The organism is Rhodococcus sp. IEGM 1372, from assembly GCF_030056835.1.
Taxonomy (GTDB): domain Bacteria; phylum Actinomycetota; class Actinomycetes; order Mycobacteriales; family Mycobacteriaceae; genus Rhodococcoides.
Genome location: NZ_JASHKS010000004.1, coordinates 45,691 through 70,747, shown reverse-complemented (window position 1 = coordinate 70,747; position 25,057 = coordinate 45,691). Strand labels below are relative to the sequence as shown.

The window sequence follows — 25,057 nt, the reverse complement described above, 5'->3', positions numbered from 1 at the left end:
GGTGCGGGGTTTCGTCGTTCCCGGTCCCTCGTCAGATCGGCGGATTCGGCAGCGGCATGGGACGTCCGAACATCCAGCCCTGACCGAGGGTTGCTCCCAGAGACCTGGCGCGACGCAGATGCCTGCGGGTTTCGATTCCTTCGGCCAGCAGAACGGCGTCGCTCGAACCGACGTAGGCGCGCACCTGCCGTATCGCGGCGCGTGCGCGGTACGGGGACCGGACGATCGACGCGTCGAGTTTGACGATGTCCGGCGCGACCGAGGCCAACAGTGCCAACGTTGCAGGCGTGGCACCGACGTCGTCCATGGCCACCGAGATGCCGCGAGCGCGGGCTCCTCGGACCAGAGCCATCAGCAACGGCACGTTGCGGTCGAGGTCTCGCTCGGTGATCTCGAGGACGACGTCGAGGTCGTCACCGATCGCGTCGAGGTGGATGTCGACGTCGCGTTCGTCGGCGAAACAGCCCGGCTCGATGTTGAGAAAGAATCGCACCCGACGCGAGTAGGCGCGTTCACGCGCCGCCCGCAGCGCGGCGGCGCGACACGCGACGTCGACGCGACCTACCAGTCCGCGCTCTCTCGCCAGCGCGAACACGTCCTCGGGCACGGCCAGGCTCGGAGACGGCCACCTTGCCAGAGCCTCGTATCCGACGACTGTCCCGGTGGCCAGTTCGACGACGGGCTGAAACAGAGCGGCAACGGACTCCACCGAATCGAGTGCCGCCGACGCTGCGAGCACCGCGCCGTCCGGCGCGGTCACAGTGATCGCTCGTCCACCGGAACGCGACGGGCCTCGAGGCGGTCGGCGATCAGAGCAGCGTGCAGTCTTCGCAGTCCGGACGGCTTCATCGGATCGAGTCCGGTGAGCTGCTCCACCCTTTTGAGACGGTAGTCGACGGTGTTGGGATGCACCGTCAGCCAGGTGGCCGTCTTCTTTCGGTTGGAGTCCGAATCGACGAATGCCTGCAGCGTCGGCAACAGGTCGACCGAATCGCGCAGCGGATCGATCAGTGTCACAAGGTGTTTGCGCCCCAGGCCCGGCCTGCTCACCTGGTACTCGAACACGAGATCCGAAATCCGGTACGTCCCTGGTGCGTATCCGAGCCGACGCACGAGACTCAGCAGTTCGTACAGGTGAGGCGCGGTAGCGGCGATGTCGTCGATCGCGGCCGACCCGGTTGTCGCAGTCACCGCCACCTGACCCGCGTCGGCCAGACGATCGATCAATTCGCCGACGTCGACGCCGGGGACATCGGGCAGCAGGACGGTTCCGCCGGTGGGACTGATCGACGCGATGGGCACGCAGTCCGCGTCGAATGTGGCCAGCGCGGTGTGTATTCTTCGCAGTTTTCGAGCCGCCATCATCGCCGCGTCGATCCGACGGCCACCTTCGTCGGCATGGGCCGGAAAGTGCAGGGCTACAACGTGATAATCCTCGGCGAGTAGCGTTCCCATCCGATCGGCGATCTTGCGAGCCGTGCCGTCACCGGTCAACAGCGCGTCCAGCAGTTCCACGTCGTGACGGGGACCGTTCTGAGCCAGCGTACGAAATTCCGTCAGGTAGGCATCGGACACGGCCGCGGTGACGACGTCCAACAGTTCCATGACCAGGACGGTTCCGTCGGCGAGTCGATCGTCGGCACCCCCGTCGCCTGGGCGCGGTGCCTGTCGCACAGCCAGTGCGCAGCCCTCGTTGACGGCATGTTGGATACGGCCGAGCGGTACGCCGTCTCGGGCCCACCGGGTCGCTGCGTCGCGAAAGACGTCCATCGCACCGGGTATCGGTAGCCGCCCGGATTCGAGTACTCCGGTCGCCAGTTCGCAGCAGGTCGTCGTCATGTCGTCGAGTTCGCCGCGGGCGCACTCGCGCGGCGGTGGTGTGTCCTCGGGCTCGCCGAAGTACTGATCCAGCATGCGTGCGGCAGTCTCCCTCGGAGTCCGCAGACGGTCGGACGCCCGTCGCCCGCTGACGTATTCCTCCTGCGACACGTGCACGCTTTCCGTTGCCGTCACCGAAGACCCCACCCCTCGAACCTCGAAACCTACTTCAGGTTTGTTTCCCCGCCTCGCACTGTAGAACACCAATCAAACCTGCGGATTGTTTTCCCGAATATATCCGGCAGTCGGTTCGGATTCGGGTCGTCGGTGCTCAGTTGTGACGATCTCTCACATACGACTCGGCGGTTGCGGGCAGATTCCAAACGCCTGACAGGAGAACGAGAATCACCGAAATCGGCGCTTACTGTTCCGCCTTGTCCAACAACCCTCGTCGAAAGTCAGGCTCCATGACCACTTCTCGGTCCACCTCCCGCACGACGCGGAAGGCAACGACGGTGCGCGCCGCGATGATCGCCGCAATGGCGTGCTCACTCACCCTCGGTACCGGTGTCGCAGCACAGGCACAGCCCGCCACCGCACCTGCTCCGCCCGCCACCGTGCAGGGCGACACGGTCGTTCCGCCCGGTCCGACCGAGGCCTCACCCAAGGCCGCCGACCAGGGCATCGCCCAGCCGAACATCGAATCCGCCGCTCCCGCGACCGTCACCTACGACCCACGGACCGAGACCACGGGTTACGGACCGGAGCAGAAGAACTTCCTGGCCGGATTCCTGTACAGCATCGTCAACCCCAATGTCGCACCTCAGGGTGCCAACGACTGGAACTGCAAGCCGTCGGCAGCGCATCCACGTCCGGTCGTGCTGCTGCACGGCACGTGGGAGAACGCCTACAACAACTTCGCGCGGATGTCGCCTGCGCTGAAGAAAGAGGGCTACTGCATCTTCGCGCTCAACTACGGCGACCGGGACTCGAGCATCGTCGGTAATCTCGAGTCGCTGCGCGGCACGGCATCCGTCGCGTCGAGCGCGAAGGAGATCGCGACCTACATCGACGCCGTGCGCGCCGCCACCGGGTCCGCTCAGGTCGACATCGTCGGCCATTCCCAGGGTGGACTCGTGACCCGCCAGTACCTGCGCTTCGAGGGTGGCGCCAATCCGGCCGACCCGACGAAGAACAAGGTCAACACCGTCGTCAGCGTCGCCGGGTCGAACCACGGCACAACACTCGTCGGTATCGGCACTCTGGGTCGCACGATCAACAACCTGGGACTGAACGTACTCGGCGTCGTCGGGGCCATCGCCGGACCCGCCGCCTCGGACCAGGTCATCGACTCGGATCTGGTCAAGGGATTGGCAGTGGGCGGTGACACCGACCCCGGCATCAAGTACACCGTGATCGGCACCAAGTACGACGAGGTCGTCACCCCGTACAAGACGACGTTCCTCACCGCCGGTCCCGGTGCCACCGTCAACAACGTCACCCTGCAGAACGGTTGCGAGATCGATCTGTCGGACCACCTGTCGATCTCGGTCTCGCCTCGCGCGATCGGCATCGTGAAGAACGCACTGGATCCGAAGGGCTTCCCCACGAGGTCCATCCCGTGCGCATTCAACTCACCCATCACCGGCGGCTAGTCACCGGCGAGCAAACCTCGGTGAGGGCGATCGGCTGCGCAGGCCGATCGCCCTCACTGTTGCGCGGGGCCGTGCCGGTCCGAGCGAGTCAGCCGGCCGTGCGGCGGATCCCGGAGCCGTCGAACTCGACGAGTCCGCGAGCCGCGAAGGCGTCGAGCCATCCGATCATCGGCCACCGCCCCCATCGGTCGAAGAACGTGCGCGCGTTGGCGACGATGTCGTCGAGATGTTCCACCGGAGGATCGGAGACCGGATGGAACTGATGATAGGCGTGCGCCCCACCGACCCACCGCAACCCCATGCCCGACGCCTCCGCGGTGGCTGCGAAGTCGGTGTCCTCACCGCCGTAGCCGGTGTAGTCCTCGCAGAAGCCGCCGAGTTCGGTCCAGGTGGTTGCCCCGACCGCGAAGGACAGCGACCAGAAGAGATCGAAGTTGTCTCCGCGCTCGACGGTGTCGACCGGTGGGTTCGGCCGCGCCGGGTGCGGCGCGGTCAGCGACGTCAGAGCCGTGCCCTCGGCACCGATGTCCTTCTCTTTCAGATAGGTCACCGGACCGCAGAGCAGGGATCGCTCGTTGCCGGGCAGCGTTGCCGCACGGCGGTACAGCTCGATCATGTTCGGGCCCGGAATGCAGTCCACGTCCAGGAACACCAGCAGTTCCGCGCCACGTTCGATTGCTGCGGCCGCGCCTCGATTGCGGGCGCGGGCCAGCGGCAGCGGGGTCTGCGGGGGCATGTCGATGCATGTCGCCGCCGAACCCGATCGAGCGAGCACGTCTTCTATCGCGTCGTCGCCCATGGAGACCACGACGTGTTCGACCTGCTCTTCCGATGCACTCAGGCCGCGCACCTGAGCGGCCAGGTGCTCGTGTCGACCGGACACCACGGTGACGACGACGGCCTTCACTGTCGCGCCGTTCGAGGTGCGGCCTGCTCGATCGCCCTGGCGGCGCGGGCGGGTGCGCCCTCGGTACGCAACGCGGACCACCGCCGGCCACCGATCTCGAGAGCGCGCTCGGCCGCAGCATGCCATCGCGCGACGGACGGCCACGAGTCGAGAACCTCGGCGAACGGTCCGCCCGCCAGTGCTGCGGCGGTGGCATGCTGCTCGTCGAAGGGTCGGGCCTGCGGCACGACGATGGCCGGCGCGCCCGAAGCAGCGACGTCGGCGACGGCGTTCTGGCCGGCGTGCGTGACGACGAGTGCCGCCGAACACAGCACCGGCCACACGTCGTCGATCCAGTCGCCGCCTGCGACGCCGAGTGCGCGGAACTCGAAGCGGCCGTCCACCGCCGACCACGAGTCCACCAGGTCTCGGGTCAGCGCCGTGCCACCGGCGGCACCGAGAACCACCACGGTCGGATCGGCGTGGGCAGTGTCTCGCTCGCGTTCGGCGAACCGGCTGATCGAGCCTGCATAGGTGGTCTTCTCGGCGAAGGGGCGCAGCCAGGTCGGGTCGTAGACCTCGCGCGACCACGGTGCGACGATGTGGGTCGCAGCCCGGTAGGCGAGGTTGTGGATCGGATCATTCCGCTCCCCCGGTATCGCCATCACGATCACGCGAACACCCATGAGCCGCAGGAACATCGCTACTTCCACCGATACGTCGACCACCACCGCCCGCGGTCGCTCGCGCGCCACCCACTCCGCGATGATCGCCATCCGTTCGGTCAGACCGTCCACGTCGTGGGGAGCCCAGTGCAACACCCCTCCAGCCGAACTGTCCACCGCCGCATTGCCTTCCACGGAGTCGTCCACGTCGAGAGGAAGCGAGATCCACTCGGCCGCCGCATGCGCTGTCGGTCGAGCACGCGAGGACAACACCGTCATCGGCTCGGCCATCGACCGTGCGATAGCGTCGGAACGGGTGATGTGACCGACCCCGTGGTGGTGCGCGTAGTAGCCGATCATGCGATCGCGAGTCGATCGTCCACCGAGTCGACCGCCGCGGCCAGAGTCGAGTGGTACAGCGCCTCGTACTCGTCCACCATCCGGCCCATCGAGCACACCTTCTCCGCCCGGGCCCGGACATCGGACCTCCTCAGCGCTGCCGCCGCGGGGATCGCTGCGGCGAGGCCGTGTACGTCGTCGGCAGCCACCAGCACTCCCGACGAGCTGTCCACGATCTCCGGTATGCCGCCCCTGGCGAACGCGGCGACGGGAGTGCCGCAGGCCAGCGCTTCTGCGACCACCAGGCCGTACGGCTCGGACCACACCGGCGAGACCAGCGCGACCTCGGCACCTGCCACCAACGCCGCCAGGGCGGGCTGATCGAGGTGTCCGACGTACCGGATGTTCTCGTCGAGCATGGGTTCGACGAACTCGTGAAAGTACTCGAGATTGCTCAGCGGACCGGCGATACGCAGCGAGCGCCCTGCTTCTTTCGCAGCCGCGATGGCCAGGTGCAGCCCCTTCTCCGGGACCACTCGACCCGACCACACCACGTAGTCGCCCCCGGTGCCGAACGGCCAGTCCTCCAACGAGATTCCGTTGCGAATGACGACGGTTCCGGCGGTGACATCGGCCCACTGCGAGGCGGCGAACTCGCTGACAGCGGCAAAGGTGTTGGCACCCGGAGGAGCCAACGCAACCGCGGACTCCAGCCACGCGAACGGAGGTGTGTGCAGTGTCGTCACCATCGGTACCGACAGCGTCGCCGACATCGCCAGCGGCAGGTAGTGCAGGCTGTGGTTGTGCACGATGTCGAACGACCGAGACAGCGTCCCGGCCAGTTCCAACATCACCGCCAGATACGCGTGATGCTCACGGATCGCGGTGGGAGTGATCGCCACGTCGGCGATCGAGATCGGCGTCAGGTCCAACGTTCGGACCGGCAGCATCGTTGCGTCCAGGTCGACGCTCGATCCGTCTGCAGCGAACAGACTCACCTGATGTCCACGCTCGGTGAGCGCGCGCACCAGGTTGTAGATGTGCGCCTCCAGACCGCCGGCGAAGGGTTGTGCCACCGGAAAACTCGACGACGCCAACACCGCGATGCGAAGTGGCTTCTCGTTCAACGCATCTCCTTTGTCACTGCTGAATAGATCGCGGCATGAGTTGCTGCGATTCGCTGTCGTTGCTCCGCGCGAACGCCCGAATCGAGCGCAGGCGTCCGATCGGCGTGCGCTGCTCGCACGGCAGCAACGAGGGTGTCGGGATCGAACGAATCGATTCCCATCCGGAAACTGTGCACCCGGGCCTGATCTGCGTAGAAGCCGCAGTCCGACGCGACCACGGCGGTCCCGAGATCGCGGCAGGCCTCGAGCCAGCCCGAGTGTGTTCCGAAGCGATAGGGCAACACCGAGACATCGATCGACGACAGATAGTCCCACAGCGCGTCGTCGTCGAAACGTTCGTGTACGCGCACGTCGACATCGGGAAAACTCGTGTAGTCCAGCAACTTTGCGCCGACCGTCGGGCTGTACCAATGGCTGGAGGACTCGAACACGTCCTCGTCGATGTCCAACCGAACAGTGGCGTCGGGCAGCGATCGTGCGGCCTCGACCACGGCATCCATCACAGCCAACGGGTCCATGTTGGACCGCAGGTTCTTGGCGTGGACGCCGATGACGAACGAGTCCGACTCCGGGCGCGGCAGTGTCATCCGCTCCAGCGGCACGACGTGCGGATGGTCCACCACTGTTGCCTCGACGCCCCACCGATCGTGAATCCAGGCAGCGGCTCCCGCGGTGAGGGTGATGACGGCGGCGGCAGCGGGAATCAGTACGTCCAACTGTCGCAGGTGATCGGCGCTGTCCGCGAAATGGGGATTGTGCAGGTCGTGAACCGTCAGCACCAACGGCTGCCGGTGGGCGCGCAGATGCTCGACGGTGCGGGTGAGTTCGTCGGCCGTGAAGGACTCGAACCCGAAATGCACGTGCAGCACATCGAAGTGCACGTCGGTTTGCTCGGCGAGCCACCGAGCATCGAGCAGTCGTGGGGGCCACCACTGGCCGGGTACGTCGACTCTTACCGGGGTCGGATCGGGCAGCACGATCACCGCCGGGTCGACGGACATCTCGTGTGGCGCGGCACCGACGACGGGCTGCAGGTGTCGGACATAGGCGTGCGAGGACGGAACCGATGCAACGCGAATCATGAATTCCTTCGGGTACAGGCAGGTGGATCGTGCCTGGTCCCGACACGCGATACGTAGCCTGTACCCAGTTGGAGCCGGGTTCAATCGGGGTTGGCGAAGCCCGTCCGCCGGGTCTACGTTGACGAGAGAATGGTCCAACAAGAACGATCACACGACGTCGGGGCAAGCATGGACGGTCGCACCCGCCATTACGGCGAATTCTACGGACTGGCGGACGACGCCGAGAAGGACGGACCGCTTCTGCTCGTCTGGGGAAACTGCCAGGCCGAGGCACTGCGCATCCTCCTCGGTTCCGACCCGGCCATGCCGCTGCGGACGGTACGCATCCCTCCCGTACACGAGCTGGAAGCCTCGGACCTGCCCCACGTCGACCGCCTCGTGCGCCAGGCGTCGGTGCTGCTCACCCAGCCGGTTCGAGCCGGCTATCGGTCGCTGCCACTGGGGGTACCCGATCTCGCCGACGCGCTCGCACCCGGCGCCACCGTGGTCCGGTGGCCGGTACTGAGATACGCGGGGCTGCACCCCTTCCAGGTCATCGTTCGACACCCGAGCGACCCCGCTGCCGTCCCGAACATGGTGCCGTACCACGACTTACGGACGATTCTCGCCGCCCGTCGCGGCCTGGGCGGCGATGAGGACTGGGATCGATCGGTCTCGGACGACCGTCTGCGACAGGCAGCCGAGGCGAGCCTCGACGAGTTGCGCCGACGCGAACGCCGAGACACCGACATCGTTGCCTCCGACCTGTTCGCAGATGCCGGGATCGACGCCACCCACACGATCAACCATGCGACCAACGTGGTGCTCGGCGCTCTCGCCCAGCGGATACTCGATCAGTTGGGGACCGGGAGCACGGTGCGGGATCCGGGACGCGAGTTGCTCGGCGGCGTTCGCGCGCCCGTCGAGGGACGAGTGCTGAATGCACTTGGCCTGCAGGGCGATTCGCGGCCGAACTGGTCGGTGGACGGCGCTGCCGTGTCGCCGGATTCCGTCCACCGCGCTCACCTGCAGTGGTACGCGGATCGTCCCGAGTTCGTCGATGCTGCGCTCGAACGTCACGCCGAACTGATCCGAATCCTGGAGCTGGCACCGTGACCGGGACGGTACTTCATCTCGTCATGGGGCCCGACGAGCACGGTGTCGTCCGCTGTGCGCGCGAACTGGCCTCCGCCACAGCCAGTCCGGTGATATCGGATCTCGAACAGCTGCCCCTCGACAGTGCGACCCACGTGCACTTCACCGACCGGTTGTTCGGCCGCACTGCAGAGGCGGCGGCGGATGCTTTCGTCGCCTTCGCCCAGCGGCACCGCGCACCGATCACCCTCACGATGCACGATGTCCCGCAGGCATCCGACGGCCACGCATTCGAGGCGCGGAAGAAGTGCTACCGGCGGGTGGCCGATTGCGCCGCTGCCGTCGTCGTCTCCAGCATGCACGAGCGGCTTTTGCTCGATGACGTCCTGGACGGTGGAGACGACGTTCGGGTGATCCCGCTTCCGATCGGACGCGCGGAGCCACGAACCGAAGACCGCGTCGCCCCACGAAAACTCGTCGGCGTACTCGGATTCGTCTACCCGGGCAAAGGGCACGAGGAGGTGCTCGATGCCATGACGTCGCTGGACACCGACGTCGACTTACTCTCGATCGGGTCCGCATCACCGGGCCACGAATCCATGATCGAGGAACTCGGCCGTGCTGCAGAGCAACTCGGCCGATCGTTCACCTCGACCGGTTTCGTTCCCGATGCAGAGCTGAACGAGATCCTGCGGTCGATCGCGATTCCCGTCGCGTTCCACCGACACGTGTCGGCATCGGGTTCGATCAATTCCTGGATCGCGGCCGGCCGTCGACCACTCGTCCCGCGCGGTCGGTACGTGGAGGAAATGGAGACCAACTCCCCCGGGGCGCTGTGGATTCACGAGAATTCGGTCGACGGCCTCGCGTCTGCGATGGCGCAGGCTCAGCGCCATCCCGACAGGACCTGGCAGAACCGCGACGTGGTTACCTACCCCACTCTCGAGCAAGCAGCCGTGCTGTATCGCGCACTGTTCGACGAACAGTGCGAACGAACGGCAGACCAGCTACCCGACGGCCGATGGGTGGTTCCGGGCAATCGGTGGGATCTCGCCGAGCCGGTCGATCGGGAACCGCGAGTGTCCCTGGTGATCCCGTACTTTCGCCAGCAGCGGCAGCTGGAGTTCGTACTGACCGCGCTGACACTGCAGAGCTACCCGGCCTCGCTGCTCCAGGTGATCGTGGCCGACGACGGGTCCCCCGAAGCACCGGACGTCGACGGCTTCCGGACGGCCCTGGACATCACCGTCGTTCGACAGGACGATCTCGGCTTCCGCGCGGCGGCAGTACGCAATCTCGGCGCATCGGTGGCCGACGGGGAGATTCTGTGTTTTCTGGACGCCGATACCGTCCCCGAACCCGGCTACATCGCGGAATCGGTACGGCTGACAGGGGCGGTTCCCGATGCTCTCGCCGTGGGTCGGCGACGCCACGCCGATCTGACGGGCTGGTCCGCCGAGGACGTGGCCGGGTGGTTCGGCGGCGAATCGTCCGGACCGCCGGAGTTGTCGGAGCCGGGGTGGCTTCGGGACGGGTATTCCCGCTCGCGAGACCTGCTCGATGCCGATCGACGTTCGTACCGGTTCATCATCAGCGCGGTCATGTCGTGCAGCCGTCGGCTGTTCTTCGAGATCGGTGGATTCGACGAGACCTTCGTCGGCTACGGCGGAGAGGACTGGGAGTTCGCGCATCGCGCCTACGACGCCGGTGCCGTCCTGGCGCACCTGCCCCGAGCGGTCGCCTGGCACGACGGACCCGAATGGGCCGAGCGGACGGGCGGGGATCGCGAACGCAAGAATCTCGAAGCCCTGATGCTGTCCTCGCGCATCACCGACCCTGCGGCTCGCACTCACGGCCTCGTCTACGCCGTGCCCGAGATCGTCGTGGTCGTCGAGTGCGCCGGACACAGTTCTGCATCGCTGCTCGCCACGGTCGGTTCCGTTCTGCGCGAGCGAGATTGCGCGGTGTGGCTGGACGGTTCGGACGCGGCGTCGTTGCGAGAGCAGTGGGGCGACGTGGACCCACGGGTCCATCTGGGTCGGCCCGGCGACACCGGCCGCAGCCACATGGTCGTACACGTCCGCGGACTCGTACTGTTCGGTGAGCACGCTCTGCGCCGAATGATGGCAACCGGTGCCGATCGCATGACCGTGGACGTCGGCGGCTGCGGTGTCGTCGAGTGTCGCAGTTCGCGGTCGAGTGCGCGCGCGGCGCGGTGGGCCGATGCGCTCGGTCGTGATCGGCTCGATGCGGCCGAAGGCCTCTTCGGGCACATGCACCGCACGGCCGTCGAATTCGGGATCTCGACCGGTGAACATCAACCGAATCTGTCCTGGTGAAGGGGAATACGGTGCGGCGGCCACTGATGGAAGAATGGATGTCCGCGCTCGTCGGGGACGACGTAACAGCAAGGTCGGGTGAACAATGAACAGAACGCTGTATTCGATGCTCTGGATGATGGCGATCATCGCCCTCATCGCATTGATCTGGGGCACAGTCGGTTACGTGTACGCCGACGAACATCCTCTGCGCCGTGCGGCGTTCGTCGGTGGCGGAGTGTTGATCTCGGGCTGGCTGATCGTGCTCGCTGCCGTGGGCATCAAGATCTCGCGACTGAAAGCGCGGCGGAGAGCGAGTAACTCCGACGACGACCGATAGCCCGGTTGCGGTGCGGATTGAGAACGCCGCGGGCGGGTACTCCGCATCGAAGTCTCGACGCGCAATCGCCGGTCAACTGCTCGTCGAGTTCCTCTCAGTCAGTGCCGAGCAAGGGTTCTCGATGGTCAATCAGCGCAGTACGTCGAAGCAGCGGGGTGTGCCGGTACGTCCGGCGACTCGCGAGGAGTATCTGTCGACGTGGTCGACGCTGCACAACGGCATCGATCCTTCCGCTTCCGGGTTGGTCTCGGGTTGGCTTCGCGTCGTCTATGCGCTGAGCGCACCGTTGGTTCGCGCGTCCGTATCCGCCCACGCGGTCACCCTGACTGGCGTCGTCGTGGCAGGAGCAGCAGTGGCCCTGTCTCGCCCCGGCACCTCGGCACCGCTGATCGCGGCTGTGCTGATCGTGATCTCCGGCCTGCTCGACGGTATCGACGGTGGGGTCGCGATGATCGGTCGCTCCCAAACCCAGTGGGGGTACCTGCTCGATACCGTCGCCGATCGCTGCAGCGACCTACTGCTCCTGGCGAGCGGTCTTGCGCTCGGAGCACCGATGCCGCTCGTCCTCGCGGTCGGTGTGACCACGATGCTGCACGAGATGGCCCGTGCCCGCGCGGTGGGTTCCGGCATCGAGGATGTCGGTTTTCTGACGGTGTGGGAGCGCCCCTCGCGGGTGATCGCGGCTGCGGTCACGGCGACGGTCGCCGGTGCCGCTCCGGCCGCCGCCGGGTCATCGGCGACGATCGGAATGTCGGTGACGTGCGCGCTCGCGGTCGTCGGGTTCATGCAGTTGATGTTCGGGTTGCATCGACGGGCCGATCGAACTCGGCAGTGACCAGCCAGCCGGCCAGAGCCAGCACATGGAACACGAACATCCACAACATCATTGCCACTCCACCGCCGATCGCGGTGAGGCCTCCGAACGGCGCACCCAGGTCCACCGGTATCGCCAGGAACAAGATGAATCCGTGGACGAATCCGGTGACGATGGACGAGGTGACGAGTGATCCGACGATCAACGCCCGCCAGCCCACCGCACGTGGCGCAATCACGCGATAGGTCCATGCCAAGGGGACGGACAGGATCAACCATAGGCAGTTGAAGCCGAGGAACACGCGCACCGCCATGGCTCCGATTCCGCCGCCACCGGTCGTTGCTTCGAGAATCCGCGCTACGCAGAGGACGCCTGCCAGCAAGACCGGCGCTGCGGCGAAGAACGGCACCATAGCCAGTCGTCCCCGCCAACCGGTGAACGATTCTCGGATCGGAGCGAACCGCACGATCGCCCGGCGCAGACCCTCCCCGTAGAACGTCGCGGGGAAGATGGCGATCAGGACGCCGATCGGGCCGAGTTCGATTCCGGCAGTAGCCAGTCCGTCCACGGCCGCACGAGCACCCAGGGCATCGGGCAACAACGCCGAGATGGCGTCGAAGCCCCCGCGCACCCAGTCGGCCGACACCAGCAGGGTGCAGGCGCGGATGGTGAGGAGCAAGAGCGGCACCACGGCGATGACGGCGTAGAAGGTCAGACCGCCCGCGATCAAGGTGGTGTCCTCGCGGGCGAACCCGGCTTTGATCGCCTCGACTCCCCGCGCTGCCCTGGTGCGTATCGAGGTCATCTCGTGCGGGCACCGAAGTGCAGGGCACCCGTCGACGGGTCATTCAAGGGTGACCTCCACTCCGTCGATGACCTTGAGAAACGGGCAGATCGAGGTCGCCTGCGCCAACACTGCCTCGGCGTTGTCGGTGCCGGGAAGAGATACCGCGAGTGCGAAGGTCGCGTCGTAGCCGGATGCGTCGGAGTCGGTGAGCACCACGGTGCCCTTCACCGCGAGTTCGTCGACGCTGCCCCCGACGGTTCCGAGCGCGATGCGCAGAGATTCGACCAGGCAACTCGACAACGCGGCGGCCATCAGCTGTTCCGGGTTGGTGTGCTCGCCCGGCCCTCCGAGTTGCTTCGGTTCGCGCACACCGAGGGACAGAACCCCGTCGTCGGAGGTGACGCCCGTCGCGCTGGCAGAGACAGTTGCTGTGTACAGCTCGGTGTTCATCGATGTCGGATGTCCAGTCGGCAGCCGATCGAAACCGGCAGGTTCCGCACATGCGGAACGAGGCCGGCGGGTACGTGTCGCTGTTCACACCTCGGATACGTCAGTTTGACCGAACCTACCGACGGGTAATGCTGCAGTCAGGGCCGAGCATCACGCTGTGACCCACAGGCATCGGCCAGAGAAAATCGACCACCCAACCGAAAGGGGAGCACCATGAGCACATCGACGTTGATCGCCCAGTTGCGTGTCGCACTGCAGCTGACGAACACCGAAATCCAGATCGCCGAAACTCGCGTCGTTCAGGCGCGCACCGAGGCGGTACGCAGGGAGTTGACCCAGAACGCCGCGAACGGTCGCGACCGCGCCGCAGCCATCGAGGAAGCCCTTCGCGGACTCGGCGGACTGCCCGACCTCGTGTCGCCGTTCCTGGGACGCACGCTCGCCGCGGTCAAAGCAGTGGCCGAGCAAGCACAGCCGTTCGACGAGGCCCTGCTGGGCGATCTCGCACTCGAGCAGCAGCTGCTGGGCCGCGCCAAGTACATCAAGGCTCTGGCCACCGCAGCGAACGAGCCCACCGTCGTCGCTCTGGCGACTCGGCTGGCCACGGCGCACAGCGCCACGGTGGAATGGCTCGAGACCGTCCTCGCGGAAGATGCACTGGGCGGACCCGCAGCATTGCGTCGCACCCCGTTCCAGGCCGCCGCAGGCACCGCGGTCAAGATCGTCAACGCACCCGCAACCTGGTCGGCTCGCGGTCTCGACCGCGCACTGGACGCAGCTCGCGCTACCCCGGACCGCCTCGCCGGGCTTCTGGGCCGCGGCGCGCACGCCGGTGACGTGGCAGTCAAGACGCTGACGGCAAGTCGCGATGCAGCACTCGAAGCAGCCGAGGACGTCACCCGCAGCGAGGGCGTCGATACCGTCGCCGACGCGATTCACACCGCGCGGTCGGCCAGCGGGACCCTGGACGCCGACGAGCTGCCGATCGCGGATTACGACGACCTGAACGTCTCGGACGCCGTCGCCGCCATCAAGGACCTCACGAACCCGACCGACGTTCGCACCGTCGTGACGTACGAAGAGGCACACAAGAACCGCCACGGAGTCGTGTCCGCAGGACAGACGCGCGTGGCAGCAATCGCCAAGGACGTCATCTCCATCGACTGACGAAGATGGATTGATCCTTCTGCGAATACCGATGCGGCCCGTGAACTTCCGGGCCGCATCGCTGTATTCGAAGGTGGTCTCTAGGGCTTCAGCAGCACCTTGATGGCACCGTCCTGCTTCTTCTGGAAGATGTCGTACGCATGCGGAGCCTCCTCGAGCGAAAGCTCGTGCGTGGCGAACGAGTCGACGCCGAGGGGATCGTCGTCACCGAGCAACGGCATGATGTCGTCGACCCATCTCTTGACGTTCGCCTGCCCCATCCGCAGCTGAATCTGCTTGTCGAACATGGTCATCAGCGGTAGCGGATCGGCCATACCGCCGTACACCCCGATGATCGAGATGGTTCCGCCGCGGCGGACTATGTCGATTGCCGAGTACAGCGCGCCGAGACGATCGACGCCGGCCTTCTGCATCATCGGCGCGGCCACGGCGTCCGGAAGCATTCCGACGATCTGCTGTGCGAGTTTGCCGACCGGCGATCCGTGCGCTTCCATACCCACCGCATCGATGACCGAGTCCGTGCCCCGGCCGTCGGTCATCTCGCGGATGACGTCGCCGACGCCACCGCTGTGCTCGGCAAGGTTCACCGTCTCGATTCCCCGTGCTGCGGCGCGGGCGAGTCGCTCGGGTACGAGGTCGACGGCGATCACTCGCGCGCCCTTGTGCTGTGCGATGCGCGCTGCCATGTCTCCGATGGGCCCGAGACCGAGGATCGTCACCGATCCCCCGTCCGGAATTGCCGCGTATTCGACGGACTGCCATGCGGTGGGCAACACATCGGAGAGGTAGACGAATCGCGAATCCGGCGGTCCCTCCGGAACTTTGATGTGAGTGAACTGCGCCTGCGGGACGCGGAGGTACTCGGCCTGACCGCCGGGAACTTGCCCGTAGAGCTTGGAGAAGCCGAACAGTGCTGCACCCGTTCCCTGATCGCGGACCTGCGTGGTCTCGCACTGGGTGTAGAGACTCGAATCGCACATGTAGCAGTGCCCGCAGGAGATCTGGAACGGGATGACCACTCGGTCTCCGACTGCCAGATCGCCGGTCTGCGAACCGACTTCCTCGACGATGCCCATCGGCTCGTGGCCAAGGATGTCACCTTCGTCCATGAAGGCACCGAGTGTTTCGTACAAATGCAGGTCCGAACCGCAGATGTTGGTCGTCGTGATCTTCACGATCGCGTCTGTCGGCAGTTCTATCCGCGGGTCGGGAACGGTGTCCACGCCGACTTTCCTCTTGCCTTGCCAGGTCACTGCGCGCATGTGGTCCTTCCGATGGAACGACCTCGAAGTTCGATGTCGTGCACTGCGCATTGCCTGTTGTGACAGGTCACAAACACAGAGGTCGTGAGTGGTTGGTACCGAGCGTCAGCGGGTAGCCACCACTATGACCGCGTTGTTCTCAGTCGATCCGTCCACCGCCCGCTCCCCTGCGCTGCCCACTCCCTGTGGGCCGATCTCCGATGCCATCACTCGGTGCCTGACCGCGGGTGAGCCGAACGGGACTGCGATCGTGCCGACACCGACCGAGGTCGATCCCACGTCACGAGACGTGCAACTGTCACTCCTGATCTGCTACGAACTGCACTACCGCGGATTCGAGGGTGTCGCCGACGCCTGGGAATGGGATCCCGAACTCCTTCGACTGCGAGGAGCTCTCGAATCCGCCTTCCTGGCCTACGTACGGGAGAACGTGGAACCCGGCACCGACGCGGTTGCAGAGATGGACGCACTGTCCATCGAGGCCACTTCGGGAACCGGCCCGTCCTGGTTTCTGCGCGACGAGGGGTCGTGGGAGCAGATGCGCGAATACTTCGTGCACCGATCCGTCTACCACCTGAAGGAAGCCGATCCGCATGCCTGGGCCATTCCCCGCTTGACGGGTCAGACCAAGGCTTCCTACGTAGCAGTGGAATTCGACGAGTACGGCGGCGGCAAGGGCGACCGCCTGCACCAGCATCTGTGGGCCGAATCGATGGTGGCCGCCGACCTCGATGCAACGTACCTCGGGTACGTCGACCGCGTCCCGGCGCAAACATTGGCGTGGGTCAATCTCATGTCGCTCTTCGGCCTGCACCGTGGTCTGCGCGGTGCCACCGTGGGCCACCTCGCGGCAACCGAGATCACCTCGTCTCCGGGCTCACAGCGTTACGTCCAGGGACTGCAGAGGCTCGATGCCCCCGCAGCATGCATCGCGTTCTACGCCGAGCACGTCGAGGCGGACGCCGTGCACGAGCAGGTACTACGTCACGATGTGGTCGGCACGCTCCTCCGCGACGAGCCCGAACTGGAGGCAGATGTGGTGTTCGGAATGCGTGCGCTCGATTTCGTCGAGAACGAGCTCGCCGACCACGTGATGAAGCGGTGGTCTGCCAGTCAGTCCTCGCTGGACTGAGAGGGTCGCCGCTTGGCGCGGTGGCTCGTGTCGCACAGGGGATAGTTCTTGCTGCGCCGACACGTGCACACTGCGACGACAAAGCGATCCGATTCCACCCGCGTACCGTCGTCGAGTTCGATGTCCACCGGTCCGTCGATCAGCATCGGTCCGCCGCGGACGATTCTCACCGTGGTGCGCGCACCTGCCGCGTCATCGCTTGTCGCCACGAACGACCACCAACTCCTCTGTTCGGCACCCCGGAGCCAATGCTCCGCGAGCTTCCAGCCATTCTGCGCGCCGGTGCATCACAGGCCCGAAATCGATGGTCTGCCGGCCCGCTTCCGTCACCGAGAATCCGTTGTCGGAGAGCATTCTCACGGTGCGGTGGGGGCCGGAGAACTCCGAATGGACGACGAGCAGCACGCCACCCGGCGCGAGCAGGTCGGCCGAGGCGCGACACAGCGGATCGAGCACCGTCCGGCCGTCCTCGCCCGCATCCCAGGCGCGGTGCAGGCCCATCCCCGTCGGAGGAAGCTCGGACGGCACGTACGGGGGATTGCACAGCAGTACGTCGAACGGTTCGAGCTCGGCGGCCTCTGCCAGGGAACCCAACCTGACGTCCACCTCGACGCCTACCGAGCGCGCGTTCCGCTCGGCGCAGTCGACAGCGCGGGGCGAGATGTCGAATGCCACCACTTCGCGCGCGCCCAACAGTGCGGCTGTGATCGCCACGGCACCACTGCCGGTGCACATGTCCAACACTCGCGCGCCGGGGACGATGCCCGTCGTGGCCGCGATGTCACACAGCAGAAGCGAATCCTCCTGCGGTTCGTACACCCCTGGATCGGCGTGCACGGATGTCAATGCTCGGATGGAATCGGATTCGGCTGTCGTCATCGGCGTGCCTCCCACGGTGTAGCGATCGTTGTCGTATTCCCGTCGGACCCGCAGTCAAACCCGTTGCCGTTTCGAGGCTTACGAACACCCCACCCCGGGTAGTCCTGTGAAGCGTGGTTGAGGAGTAGCCCGCGGTCCCCGAATGTCGACTGTCGATTCCCCCGTGCGCCGGGCGAGGAGTTCGGCTGCTCAGGAGTGTGTTCATGATCGTCGTACCGTCCATCACGCCCCCGCTCGCCGAAGTGATTCCGTCGCTGAACGCCTCGCGGAGCTTCGATACCGAGATGATGCTGTCGGTCGACGAGAGCGCGGGTTCAGACATCGTCGTCCGAGTGACCGGCACGATCGGCGACTCGGATGTCCCCCTCCTGGCCGAAACGCTCGGTGAGGCGGCCGAGCGAGGGCGCGCGTTGATACTCGACCTGTCGTCGGTGGCCGGAGCCTCGGCCGGTGTCCACTCCGTACTCGACGCCACCGCCATCCGACTCGGCCGGTGGAATCAGCAACTGTCAGTGGTACTTTCGCCGGCACTGCAGCAGTCCGGCATCGGTCTCGTACCCGATCGAGTCGAGGTACGAGGATCGACGACCGAATCCGTGCTCGCGCCGACAGCAGACACCCGGTGATCCGTTCGATGACGACGAGGGCACGCACCGAAGCACGGCAGGTGTCTCTGTGACCACTCCGAACACGACCTTCGACGTGCTCGTCGTCGGCGGCGGCAACGCGGGCATCAGCGCGGCAGCGCGACTGCTGAAGAAGGGCATCTCCGACGTCGCGGTGCTCGAACCCAAGAAGGTGCACACCTATCGCCCACTGCTCTCGTACGTGGGCTCCGGTCAAGCGGCGCTGACCGAGGCCGAGCGCACCCAGCGTTCGGTGATTCCTACCGGATGCGTCTGGCTGGAAGATTCGGCGACAGCGATCGACCCGGTGAATCGTCTGGTGCGCTGCGCGTCGGGCACCGAGTACGGCTACCGGGATCTCGTACTCGGACAGGGTCTCGTCGTCGACACCGACGCGCTGCCCGGAGTGTGGGCCGCGCTCCGATCCCCCGCCGTCACCAGCAATTACCTCGACCGAGCCGAACGCACCTGGCAGCTGGTACGCGATCTGCCAGCCCATAGCAGCGTGGTGTTCACCGTGCCGCGGCCACCGGTCGGGTGCACCGGCACCACCCTCAAGCCGCTGTTCCTCGCGGCAGACCATTGGACCCGCACCGGCCGCATGCCGGGAATGGACATCACGCTGGTGGTGGATCGACACCGACTACTGGGTGTGCCGCAACTCGACAGCATCGTGATCGCACGACTACGCGAGCTCGGCGTGCGCATTCTGACCCGCACTGCGGTGACGGCACTGCACCCGGAGAGCGGACACATCACCGTCACGGACCACGACGGCATCGACGAGCGGATCGGCTACGACATGCTGCACCTCGTACCGCCGTTCCGCGGTCCGAAGTGGCTGGAGGAATCGAACCTGACCGGGTCTGCCTCGCACGGTGTCGTCGACATCGACGGACGAACTCTGCGCCACCGGATCCATCCGGAGATCTGGGCCGCAGGTGACGGCGCAGCCATCGACACAGATTCCTCGGGTGGCGCACTGCGCAAACAGATTTCGATTCTCGTCGACAATGTGATCGCAGCGCGCAGCGGCACTCCGTTGTCGGAGTACGACGGCTACACCGTGGCCCCCATCCCGGTCGACGCACACCGCCTGATCGCTGCCGAGTTCGATCGCACCGGAACCCTGACGCCATCGTTGCCGTCGTTCGTCGATCCGCTGAAACCCCGGCGCTCCGCCTGGGCGTTCGACCGTTACGGCCTACCGCTGTCGTACTGGAACATGATTCTCGCCGGCCGACTCTGACCGATCGGGCGAGCCCATGAACCCGTCGGGGTCACGGGCGACCACCCGGTGACCGTCGTCCTCCAGGGCGCGAAACGCATCATGCAGGAGCCGTCGAGCCGTGCCGTCGATTGCCCGTACCTCACTGAAATCGACTGTCGTACTGTCATTTTCGCCGAAACCGTGGACCATCCGGGCGATGATCGCCTCGGCACCCGCGAACCGAAGATCACCCTGCAGCTCCACTGTGGTCACACCCTCCGCCTCGGTCACGCTGCGGATGGCCGATTCGCCGCTGGGTGCCACATGCATCATGTGCAGACCCAGATCGCGCGAGAGCCTCTCGAACACCGCCACCCCACGGACGCTGTTGCCGTGCTCGTTCAGCCTCGGAGACAGCACAGCAATCCCCACCTGACCGGGCAACACACCGATGATCGCCCCGGCAACCCCGCTCTTGGCCGGAATACCCACGGACGCGAGCCAGCTGCCGCTGCCGTCGTACATTCCACAGGTGGCCATGACCGCCAACACGTGTCGATCGATCGCCGGGTCGACCACCTGTTCGCCCGTGCCGGGATCCTTCCCACCGTTCGCCAACACCGCGGCGATCCGGGCCAGATCGTTGCAGGTCACGGTCACCGCGCACTGACGTGCATAACCGTCGACGACATCGGCGGGCTCGGCTCCGAGATGGCCGACCGACTTCAACAGGTGCGCGATCGCGGTGTTCCGGTCGTCGGATTCGAGTTCTGCCTCGTACACCTGACGGTCGACGGAGAGTCCGCGGCCGGCCATCCGGCTCAGAAGGTCCGTCAATCGCTCTGCACGCTCTTCGCTTCCCTGGCCTCGAATCATCGAATGCACCGCCAGCGCACCGGCATTGATCAACGGGTTCCGCGGTCTTCCGGTCTCCGCTTCGAGGGAGATCTCGTTGAACGAGTCTCCCGACGGCTCGACGTCGACGGCCTCGAGCACCGCCTCGATGCCGTTGTCCTCGATGGCCAGCGCGTACGCGACCGCTTTGGCGATCGATTGGATCGAGAATTCGGTGTCGGTGTCGCCCGCTCCGTGCAGCGATCCCCCGACGGTGGCGAGTGCGACCGCGAACGTGTCGGGATCCGCCGAGGCCACTACCGGGTTCCCCTCGGTCACCGTCCCTCCGTCGAACTGTCTGCAGTCCTCCAACACGGAGGCGAGGTATTCGGGAACAGGCGATCTCATGTGTCCACGCTAGTCCTCGGCGAACAGGTCTTGACATCACGGCCGTACTGCCGCTTACACTCCTGGTTCCTCAACCGTTGTAGGGCCCCCTCCCGCAAAGATCGGATTCCTGACGTGCGATTGCGACGCCTGATCGCTGCCGACTCGACAGATCGTCTGGCCGTGTACGCACCCGAGTCGGGATCGTGGGTCGACCTCGATACCGCCGTGTCGACATTGGGTGCCGACGAGTCTCTACGCCCGCTCACCCGCACCGTGCTCGGATTTCTCGATGCCGGCGAACGCGTGCGCGACGCGGCCTCTGCCGTGGTGCAGCGCGCCGTGTCCGAGGGAGTCGCGGTGATCGACCGACCGGCACCGACACTTCCGGTGATCCCGGCGTCGCTTCGCTGCTTCCTCGGCTGGGAGGCTCACTGGGATCTGGCCGCGCACAACCTGGTTCGCCGCAACCTGCCGAAAGCTCTCCCGTTCATCCGCGGATTCGAAGCCGTCACTCGATCGACGTTTCCGGCGCTCCGTCCGGGGCCTGGGTTCGACGACCATCCGGTCTACTACACCGGCAACCACCTCACCGTCGTAGCCGACGAAGCTCCGGTCGAATGGCCGTCCTACAGCCGGGCACTGGATTTCGAGCTCGAGTTCGGAGCCGTGGTGACCAGGCCCGTCCGCGACGTATCCGAGCGGCAGGCCACTGCTGCGATCGGTGGGTACGTGGTGTTCGACGACATCAGCGCCCGCGACACCCAGTGGGAGGAGCAGCGTCGCACCCCGTTCGGTCCGGTGGTCAAGACCAAGACATTTGCCAGCTCCATGGGAGCCGACATCGTGAGCGCCGACGAGATCACGCCGCATCTGGATTCGTTGACGGCCACCGTCACGGTCAACGAGGAATTGTGGTCGACGACCGGCACCGCCGGTATGCGGTACTCGGTCGGCGAATCGCTCGCATACGCCAGCCGCGGCGAAAACGTCTATCCCAGTGAATTGTTGACATCCGGCACGCTTCCGCGCGGATGCGGCCTGGAACTCGACCGATGGATAGCCCCGGGCGATCGCGTCGAACTGAGTATTCAACGGATCGGATCGGTCACCAACACGATCGGCACTCGCTGAACTCAGCGCTCGGTATCGGACTTGTCGGTGGAGGCATCCTGGAACATCTCCAGGAACGATCCGAAGCCGGATGCTCCCTTGCGTGGTTCGTCCATGTTGTGGTCGACGGCTCCCGCCGCCCCCTCGTCGTGTGTCATGTCTTGTAGCTTGCCGCTCGCAAATTTCAGCGAATCAGGGACCGAGGACACGAATCGGCAACGAAAGATAACGGACCGATAACGACGAACTCGAAGCTATGGATGGATCGAGCACGGTTTCCATCCATAGCTTCGAGTTCGGTGGAGAGAGTTAAGCCAGCTCGAAGCGATCGAGCATCATGACCTTGTCCCAGGCAGCGACGAAGTCCGCGACGAACTTGTCCTTGGCGTCGTCGCAGGCGTAAACCTCTGCGAGAGCGCGCAATTCGGAGTTCGATCCGAACACCAGGTCGTTGCGAGTTCCGGTCCACTTCTTCTCACCGGTCGCCGCATCCTTGGCTTCGTAGATGCCTTCCTCCGCGGCGGGGACCCATTCGGTGCCCATGTCGAGGAGGTTGACGAAGAAGTCGTTGGTGAGCGTTCCGACCTTGTCGGTCAGGACGCCGTGCGACGACTTTCCGAAGTTGGCTCCGAGCACACGCAGTCCGCCGACGAGCACGGTCATCTCGGGTGCACTGAGCGACAACAGGTTCGCCCGATCGACGAGGGAGTACTCGGCCGGAAGCTTCTGACCCTTGCCGAGGAAGTTGCGGAATCCATCGGCCTTCGGCTCGAGATCGGAGAACGAATCGACGTCCGTCTGCTCCTGCGTCGCGTCCATGCGGCCCGGAGTGAACGGCACGCTGACACCCGACGCCTGCTCGAGCGCTGCGACGCCACCGAGAACGACGAGGTCGGCGAACGACACCGTTCCGGAGAACGACTGCTGGATTCCCTCGAGCACACGAATGACCTGTGCGAGCTCGTCGGGCTCGTTGACCTCCCAGCCTGCCTGCGGCTGCAGGCGCAGACGGCCACCGTTGGCACCGCCGCGCTTGTCGCTGACTCGGAACGACGACGCCGCGGCCCAGGCAGCCGAAATGAGCTGCTGCTGAGTCAGTTCGGAGTCGAGGATCGTCTTCTTGAGCTCGGCGATCTGCGCCTCACCGATCAGTTCGTGATCGACGGCCGGGATCGGGTCCTGCCAGAGCAGAGTCTCGGACGGGACCTCGGGGCCGAGGTAGCGCGATACCGGTCCCATGTCGCGGTGGGTGAGCTTGAACCACGCCTTCTGGAATTCTTCGGCGAGCTCCTCGGGATGGTCGAGCCAGCGACGAGTGATCTGCTCGTAGATCGGGTCGACGCGCATCGCGATGTCGGACGTGAGCATCGACGGGTGGCGACGCTTGGTGGGATCGGCGGGGTCGGGAACGAGATCCGCGCCCTCACCGTTCTTCGGGCGCCACTGGTGCGCACCTGCGGGGCTCTTGTAGAGCTCCCACTCGAATCCGTACAGCGTCTCGAGGAAGCTGTTGTCCCACTGGGTTGGTGTGGGGGTCCAGATGACTTCGAGACCACTGGTGATCGCGTCCGCGCCGACGCCACTCTGGTAGCTGTTCTTCCAGCCCAGACCCATCTGCTCGATGGGTGCACCCTCGGGCTCGGCACCGATGTGCTCGTCGGGATCCGCCGCACCGTGCGTCTTGCCGAACGTGTGCCCACCGACGGCGAGTGCCGCGGTCTCGATGTCGTTCATGGCCATCCGGCCGAAGGTCTCGCGAATGTCCAGTGCGGACTGCACCGGATCCGGGTTGCCGTTGGGGCCTTCGGGGTTGACGTAGATCAGACCCATCTGCACTGCAGCCAAGGGGTTTTCGAGACTGGTGCGGTCACCGTTGTAGCGCTCGTCGCCCAGCCAGGTCTGCTCGGGGCCCCAGTAGACGTCCTCGTCCGGCTCCCAGGCGTCGACGCGTCCGCCGGCGAAGCCGTAGGTCGGCAGACCCATGGACTCGATGGCCACGTTGCCGGTGAGCACGATCAGGTCGGCCCAGGAGAGCTTGCGGCCGTACTTCTGCTTGACCGGCCAGATCAGACGACGAGCCTTGTCCAGGCTGGCATTGTCCGGCCAGCTGTTCAGGGGGGCGAAGCGCTGCATGCCCGCTCCGGCTCCACCGCGTCCGTCCTGCTTGCGGTACGTGCCTGCGGCGTGCCACGCCATGCGAATGAAGAAGGGGCCGTAGTGACCGAAGTCGGCAGGCCACCATGGCTGCGAGTTGGTCATGAGGGCTTCGATGTCGCGCTTGACCTCGGCGAGGTCGAGGGAGTTGAACTCGGCGGCGTAGTCGTAATCTGCACCCATCGGGTCGCCGACGGCCGGGTTCTTCTTGAGAATCTTGAGGTTCAGAGCCTTGGGCCACCACTCACGGTTGCCGCCACCCTCGACGGGCATCGGCATCGAATCGTGCATGACCGGACACTTGCCACCCGACTCCTGTGGCTGATCCTCGTTCATCTCTTTTTCGCGTGTTGTGTGATCTTGTGACACGTGCTTCCTTCCGAAGTGTGACGATCGGGCTGTGATCGAGGTCGATTCACGAACTCTGCTGTGTTCGAGAACCGGGAGGGAACGAAACAGGAGCTGTCGACTGCCCTCGAGCAGCCGAACACTGTGCGCAGAAGCCCCAGTAGATGACTTCCGCCTCGTCGATCGTGAAACCGACGGAGTCCGATGCGGTGAGACACGGCGTTTCGCCGACCGCGCAGTCCACGTCGGCGATGACACCGCAGGAGCGGCACACCGCGTGGTGATGGTTGTCGCCGACACGAGATTCGTACCGAGCAGGAGATCCTGCCGGTTCGATTCGCCGTACCAGGCGCGCCGCGGTCAACGCATTGAGCACGTCGTACACGGTTTGCCGCGACACCTCGGGCAACACCGATCGCACGAGCCCGAGGATCGTGTCGGTGTCTGCATGAGGATTGGATCCGACGACCTCGAGCACCGCGACCCGCGGACGGGTCACGCGCATGTCGGCGGTGCGTAACAGCTCCGCGTACGGTGAGATCGGCATCACAGCAATACTATCCTCCGCTTTTCTGGACAAAGTCAAGTAT

General features: G+C 65.5%; 25 protein-coding genes. 10 read left to right on the top strand and 15 right to left on the bottom strand.

What is annotated here, in order from left to right:
• Positions 1-31 precede the first annotated feature (31 nt).
• Positions 32-760, bottom strand: a complete 729-nt coding sequence (locus QM590_RS06840) for an EAL domain-containing protein (protein WP_262498276.1) — start codon at positions 758-760, stop codon at positions 32-34.
• Positions 757-2,013: a PucR family transcriptional regulator gene (locus QM590_RS06835; protein WP_269594302.1), complete on the bottom strand. Its 1,257-nt coding sequence runs from the start codon at positions 2,011-2,013 to the stop codon at positions 757-759. Before QM590_RS06835 ends, QM590_RS06840 begins: the two co-directional genes overlap by 4 nt.
• 272 nt (positions 2,014-2,285) lie before the next feature.
• Between QM590_RS06835 and QM590_RS06830 the strand changes: the two genes are divergently transcribed.
• Positions 2,286-3,473, top strand: a complete 1,188-nt coding sequence (locus QM590_RS06830; RefSeq protein WP_269594301.1) for an esterase/lipase family protein — start codon at positions 2,286-2,288, stop codon at positions 3,471-3,473.
• A gap of 88 nt (positions 3,474-3,561) precedes the next feature.
• Here QM590_RS06830 and QM590_RS06825 read toward each other — a convergent pair whose 3' ends face one another.
• Genes QM590_RS06825 through QM590_RS06810 form a run of 4 tightly spaced genes read right to left on the bottom strand, consistent with a single transcriptional unit; the run spans position 3,562 to position 7,572 of the window.
• Positions 3,562-4,380: a glycosyltransferase family 2 protein gene (locus QM590_RS06825; RefSeq protein WP_269594300.1), complete on the bottom strand. Its 819-nt coding sequence runs from the start codon at positions 4,378-4,380 to the stop codon at positions 3,562-3,564.
• Entirely contained in the window at positions 4,377-5,384 is a 1,008-nt protein-coding gene (locus QM590_RS06820; RefSeq protein WP_269594299.1) for a glycosyltransferase, read from the bottom strand. Before QM590_RS06820 ends, QM590_RS06825 begins: the two co-directional genes overlap by 4 nt.
• Positions 5,381-6,490: a glycosyltransferase gene (locus QM590_RS06815; RefSeq protein ID WP_269594298.1), complete on the bottom strand. Its 1,110-nt coding sequence runs from the start codon at positions 6,488-6,490 to the stop codon at positions 5,381-5,383. Before QM590_RS06815 ends, QM590_RS06820 begins: the two co-directional genes overlap by 4 nt.
• Complete coding sequence (locus tag QM590_RS06810) at positions 6,487-7,572, bottom strand: glycosyltransferase family protein (RefSeq protein ID WP_269594297.1); 1,086 nt, start codon at positions 7,570-7,572, stop codon at positions 6,487-6,489. Before QM590_RS06810 ends, QM590_RS06815 begins: the two co-directional genes overlap by 4 nt.
• 168 nt (positions 7,573-7,740) lie before the next feature.
• Here QM590_RS06810 and QM590_RS06805 point away from each other — a divergent pair, with 168 nt between their 5' ends.
• From QM590_RS06805 to QM590_RS06790, 4 genes are all read left to right on the top strand, one after another.
• The gene (locus QM590_RS06805; RefSeq protein ID WP_269594296.1) at positions 7,741-8,667 is read left to right on the top strand and encodes a WcbI family polysaccharide biosynthesis putative acetyltransferase; all 927 of its coding nucleotides are present in this window, start codon (positions 7,741-7,743) and stop codon (positions 8,665-8,667) included.
• On the top strand, positions 8,664-10,985 hold the full coding sequence (locus tag QM590_RS06800; protein WP_269594295.1) for a glycosyltransferase: 2,322 nt from the start codon (positions 8,664-8,666) through the stop codon (positions 10,983-10,985). The genes QM590_RS06805 and QM590_RS06800 overlap by 4 nt, the downstream gene beginning before the upstream one ends.
• 85 nt (positions 10,986-11,070) lie before the next feature.
• Positions 11,071-11,304, top strand: coding sequence for a hypothetical protein (locus tag QM590_RS06795; RefSeq protein WP_231893824.1), 234 nt, complete (start codon positions 11,071-11,073; stop codon positions 11,302-11,304).
• Positions 11,305-11,314: 10 nt separating this feature from the next.
• Entirely contained in the window at positions 11,315-12,139 is an 825-nt protein-coding gene (locus QM590_RS06790; protein WP_269594294.1) for a CDP-alcohol phosphatidyltransferase family protein, read from the top strand.
• Here the strand turns inward: QM590_RS06790 and QM590_RS06785 are convergent.
• Positions 12,087-12,923 carry a YihY/virulence factor BrkB family protein gene (locus tag QM590_RS06785; RefSeq protein WP_269594293.1) on the bottom strand — a complete coding sequence of 279 codons (837 nt, stop codon included), beginning with the start codon at positions 12,921-12,923 and terminating at the stop codon, positions 12,087-12,089. The genes QM590_RS06790 and QM590_RS06785 overlap by 53 nt on opposite strands.
• A gap of 39 nt (positions 12,924-12,962) precedes the next feature.
• The gene (locus QM590_RS06780) at positions 12,963-13,355 is read right to left on the bottom strand and encodes an OsmC family protein (RefSeq protein WP_269594292.1); all 393 of its coding nucleotides are present in this window, start codon (positions 13,353-13,355) and stop codon (positions 12,963-12,965) included.
• Between the two features lie 213 nt (positions 13,356-13,568).
• On the opposite strand from QM590_RS06780, the gene QM590_RS06775 reads away from it, so the two are divergent.
• Positions 13,569-14,522, top strand: coding sequence for a hypothetical protein (locus tag QM590_RS06775; protein WP_068050324.1), 954 nt, complete (start codon positions 13,569-13,571; stop codon positions 14,520-14,522).
• 80 nt (positions 14,523-14,602) lie between these two features.
• On the opposite strand, the gene QM590_RS06770 is transcribed toward QM590_RS06775, so the two are convergent.
• Positions 14,603-15,784: a zinc-dependent alcohol dehydrogenase gene (locus tag QM590_RS06770; RefSeq protein WP_269594291.1), complete on the bottom strand. Its 1,182-nt coding sequence runs from the start codon at positions 15,782-15,784 to the stop codon at positions 14,603-14,605.
• A gap of 124 nt (positions 15,785-15,908) precedes the next feature.
• Here QM590_RS06770 and QM590_RS06765 point away from each other — a divergent pair, with 124 nt between their 5' ends.
• On the top strand, positions 15,909-16,916 hold the full coding sequence (locus QM590_RS06765; protein WP_269594290.1) for an iron-containing redox enzyme family protein: 1,008 nt from the start codon (positions 15,909-15,911) through the stop codon (positions 16,914-16,916).
• On the opposite strand, the gene QM590_RS06760 is transcribed toward QM590_RS06765, so the two are convergent.
• Together QM590_RS06760 and QM590_RS06755 are read right to left on the bottom strand one after the other, a co-directional pair.
• Entirely contained in the window at positions 16,898-17,062 is a 165-nt protein-coding gene (locus QM590_RS06760; RefSeq protein WP_269594448.1) for a CDGSH iron-sulfur domain-containing protein, read from the bottom strand. The two genes, QM590_RS06765 and QM590_RS06760, sit on opposite strands and share 19 nt — an antisense overlap.
• Positions 17,063-17,108: 46 nt before the next feature.
• The gene (locus QM590_RS06755; RefSeq protein WP_068050316.1) at positions 17,109-17,795 is read right to left on the bottom strand and encodes a HemK2/MTQ2 family protein methyltransferase; all 687 of its coding nucleotides are present in this window, start codon (positions 17,793-17,795) and stop codon (positions 17,109-17,111) included.
• A 203-nt stretch (positions 17,796-17,998) separates the two neighbouring features.
• On the opposite strand from QM590_RS06755, the gene QM590_RS06750 reads away from it, so the two are divergent.
• Together QM590_RS06750 and QM590_RS06745 are read left to right on the top strand one after the other, a co-directional pair.
• Complete coding sequence (locus QM590_RS06750; RefSeq protein ID WP_269594288.1) at positions 17,999-18,421, top strand: hypothetical protein; 423 nt, start codon at positions 17,999-18,001, stop codon at positions 18,419-18,421.
• A 49-nt stretch (positions 18,422-18,470) separates the two neighbouring features.
• A complete protein-coding gene (locus tag QM590_RS06745; RefSeq protein ID WP_269594287.1) occupies positions 18,471-19,670 on the top strand; it encodes an NAD(P)/FAD-dependent oxidoreductase in 1,200 nt (399 codons plus the stop codon).
• On the opposite strand, the gene glsA is transcribed toward QM590_RS06745, so the two are convergent.
• Positions 19,626-20,873 carry a glutaminase A gene (glsA, locus tag QM590_RS06740; RefSeq protein ID WP_269594286.1) on the bottom strand — a complete coding sequence of 416 codons (1,248 nt, stop codon included), beginning with the start codon at positions 20,871-20,873 and terminating at the stop codon, positions 19,626-19,628. The genes QM590_RS06745 and glsA overlap by 45 nt on opposite strands.
• Positions 20,874-20,987: 114 nt before the next feature.
• On the opposite strand from glsA, the gene QM590_RS06735 reads away from it, so the two are divergent.
• Positions 20,988-21,986, top strand: coding sequence for a fumarylacetoacetate hydrolase family protein (locus QM590_RS06735; protein ID WP_269594285.1), 999 nt, complete (start codon positions 20,988-20,990; stop codon positions 21,984-21,986).
• Positions 21,987-21,988: 2 nt separating this feature from the next.
• Here QM590_RS06735 and QM590_RS06730 read toward each other — a convergent pair whose 3' ends face one another.
• The 3 genes from QM590_RS06730 to QM590_RS06720 form a co-directional block, all read right to left on the bottom strand.
• Positions 21,989-22,123, bottom strand: a complete 135-nt coding sequence (locus QM590_RS06730; RefSeq protein WP_255183086.1) for a hypothetical protein — start codon at positions 22,121-22,123, stop codon at positions 21,989-21,991.
• A 151-nt stretch (positions 22,124-22,274) separates the two neighbouring features.
• A complete protein-coding gene (gene katG, locus QM590_RS06725; protein WP_269594447.1) occupies positions 22,275-24,455 on the bottom strand; it encodes a catalase/peroxidase HPI in 2,181 nt (726 codons plus the stop codon).
• 79 nt (positions 24,456-24,534) lie between these two features.
• Positions 24,535-25,014, bottom strand: coding sequence for a Fur family transcriptional regulator (locus QM590_RS06720; RefSeq protein WP_068050305.1), 480 nt, complete (start codon positions 25,012-25,014; stop codon positions 24,535-24,537).
• Positions 25,015-25,057: the final 43 nt, after the last annotated feature.